Below are 2,569 nucleotides of genomic sequence, written 5' to 3'. Positions count from 1 at the left end.
CGTCGGCGAAGGTCATCTGCTTCATCGGAAAACTCGGCGGGTGGAATCTGGGGATTTTGCCAAAATCAGAAAGTCTTTTTCAGAGTTTTCTTAAAGGCAAGCACCTTGAAATCGTGACGAACGGCTGGGATTTGCAGGGTAAAAGGCGCGCAGTTGCCCGTACTGAACATACGCTTGTCCTTAAACAATGGGAGTCTTGGCGCGGTGTCCGATCATCCTTGATCGCCACGCGGAAAAGTTTTGCCAAGGCACGCTAGCAACGCGGGAAATAAATTGATGTAAGAAGTATCTCTGACATTTGTCAGAGCATTCCGGATGTGAAAGTGCGGGGTAAATTGAAGGAGAAGAATGTAGGAGGGAACTTCGATAATTATTGAGTTGGCACTGATGTACAGTATTGCCGGCCTTGTGAAACTTTCAGAAAGTGAAATGCCATCAAATTGATGGCACTTTTATTGATGGATGTTGTCGGCGGTAAATTGTTAATAGAGATCGATTGGATTTCGGAAGAGTCCTACTTTTATTTTTTAAAAATTTTGTCATGCTTTACGCCGCTTATTGGGACGGTCGTTCGAAATGAAGTGGCCTGACTTCGCTGGATGCTCTGGATCAATGGTTTGGAGGGTGCTGGGCAAACGCGGAGAATTTAAAGCGGTATCAGGGAATCCCCTGTCACATATAGGGCGATCTCTTACAAGCACCAATGAACACTTCGTCTTGTTGTTTGATCAGATGCTTGCTAGTGGCCATCATCGTGAGTACGATGCGCCCACTTGAAAGAGCACACACTCAATAGGATGAGTCATGTCACTGCTCTTCGATACTGTCCAGCGCTCCTGAAATTCCAATAGGCGCACGACTGTAATCCCAATTAAAGGCCATGGATGTCCTACTCAAGCAAACTTTCCGCCCATTACCTCGAACTCGCTAAAGTCTCTGTTTCCAAAGAGAATTTCGCGGGCGAAGACGTTCGTTTTTCGAGCGAATTCGAGGCACTGGAAAGCGAGCTGGCCAAAGCCTCGTCGATGCACGAAAGCGGGCAGATCGACTGGCTGAAAATTCGCGAAAACAGCGAAAACCTTCTGCGAACCCAATCCAAGGATTTGCGTGTCGGCGCCTGGCTCACCTGGTCGCTGTATCAGCGCGAATCCTTCCCGGGGCTGCTGGCCGGCCTCGGTCTTCTGCACCATCTGTCGGAAAACAACTGGGCCGACGTTCACCCGCTCAAACCCCGCACCCGTGCCGCCGCCATTGGCTGGCTGGTGCCGCGTCTTGAGCAGGTCATCACCGAAAACATCGCGATCAAAGAGCAATTGCCGATGTTCCGGCAGCTCTCCGAGCATCTGGCTGGCCTCGACGCTGCCTGCACCGAACATCTGGGTGATGACGCGCCGCTGCTGCTGCCGCTCTCCCGCCGCCTGAAAACCATGATCCAGCGTGCCGCCGACAACCAGCCAGCCCCCGGTGTGGTGGGCGCTGCGGTGGCACAGGTCAAACAAGCCGCGAGCCAGTTGCTCACGCCCGGCGCACCGATTGACAACGAAAGAGACGCTCACAAAGCCTTGCGCGCCCAGCAGGACAGCGCGCGGCCACTGTGCGCCTGGTGGCTCAAACAGAAGGCCACTGACCTGCGCGCCTTGCGCCTGAATCGCACGCTGCTGTGGATGACCATCGACGCGGTGCCTGAGCGCAACGCCGAACAGATCACCGTGTTGCGTGGTCTGCCACTGGAAAAACTCAAGCTCTACCAGGACCGTTTCGATCAGGGCAAATACGCCGACTTGCTGGTGGAACTGGAGGCGAGCCTGGCGAAGGCACCGTTCTGGTTCGATGGCCAGCGAATGGTCTGGGAATGTCTCCAGAACCTCAACGCCGAGTTGGCAATGCGCGAAGTGGAAATCCACTTCGCGCTTTTGGTTCAGCGTCTGCCTGGCATTGTCGAGTTGCGTTTCCATGACGGTGCGCCGTTTGCCGATCCGTCCACCCGGGCGTGGATCGCCGCCAACGTCATGCCGCATCTGCAAAGCGCCAGTGCGCCGCGCAAGGTCGAGAGCGAGAACGTCGAAACCCAGCCAGCCTGGGAAAAAGCCCTCGAAGAGGTGCTGCCACTGCTGCGCAAGGAAGGCTTGAAGCCTGCCGTGCAGATCCTCAAGCAAGGACTGCAATCGGCCCACGGCGGACGCGAGCGCTTCTTCTGGCAGTTCGCGCTCGCCCGACTGTGCTTCATGGCCAAGAAATACGAACTGGCCAAGAACCAGCTCGAAACCCTCGATCAGACATTACAGGACTCAGGCCTGCACGCCTGGGAGCCCGATCTTGCATTGGAAGTGCTGCACCTGCTGCACAGTTGCTGCGAGTTGTTACCGCAGAACAATGAAGTGCGTGAACGCAAGGAAGAGATTTATCGCAGGCTGTGCCACCTCGATCTCGAAGTGGTACTCGAATAGGCCCCAGGGCCACAACCGCAAGGAGAAAAGCCATGGCCAAAGAAGGCTCGGTAGCCCCCATGGAACGCATCATCGTCTCCTTCAAACCCGCCTCCGGCGGTGCTCAGGTAGAGTTTGAACTG

2 protein-coding genes and 1 pseudogene are annotated in these 2,569 nt (G+C 55.2%); all 3 read left to right on the top strand.

Annotated elements, in window-relative coordinates; all coding sequences use genetic code 11:
• A partial coding sequence (locus ACIOWA_RS27775) for a hypothetical protein (RefSeq protein ID WP_401162907.1) occupies positions 1–257 on the top strand: 257 nt, incomplete at its 5' end.
• Between the two features lie 627 nt (positions 258–884).
• Positions 885–2,447 carry a type VI secretion system protein TssA gene (gene tssA, locus ACIOWA_RS27770; RefSeq protein WP_401162906.1) on the top strand — a complete coding sequence of 521 codons (1,563 nt, stop codon included), beginning with the start codon at positions 885–887 and terminating at the stop codon, positions 2,445–2,447.
• Positions 2,448–2,479: 32 nt separating this feature from the next.
• Positions 2,480–2,569: pseudogene (locus ACIOWA_RS27765) on the top strand (type VI secretion system contractile sheath small subunit); the annotation flags it as partial.

Source organism: Pseudomonas sp. NPDC087614 (genome assembly GCF_044743485.1).
GTDB lineage: Bacteria > Pseudomonadota > Gammaproteobacteria > Pseudomonadales > Pseudomonadaceae > Aquipseudomonas > Aquipseudomonas baetica_A.
The sequence above is the reverse complement of the archived record's forward strand: the minus strand, read 5'-3'. Positions and strand labels throughout refer to the sequence as shown.

What these genes read in the sequence shown, in the direction of transcription:
- tssA (WP_401162906.1), top strand. Translation starts at nt 885, where the DNA reads ATGTCCTACTCAAGCAAACTTTCCGCCCATTACCTCGAACTCGCTAAA.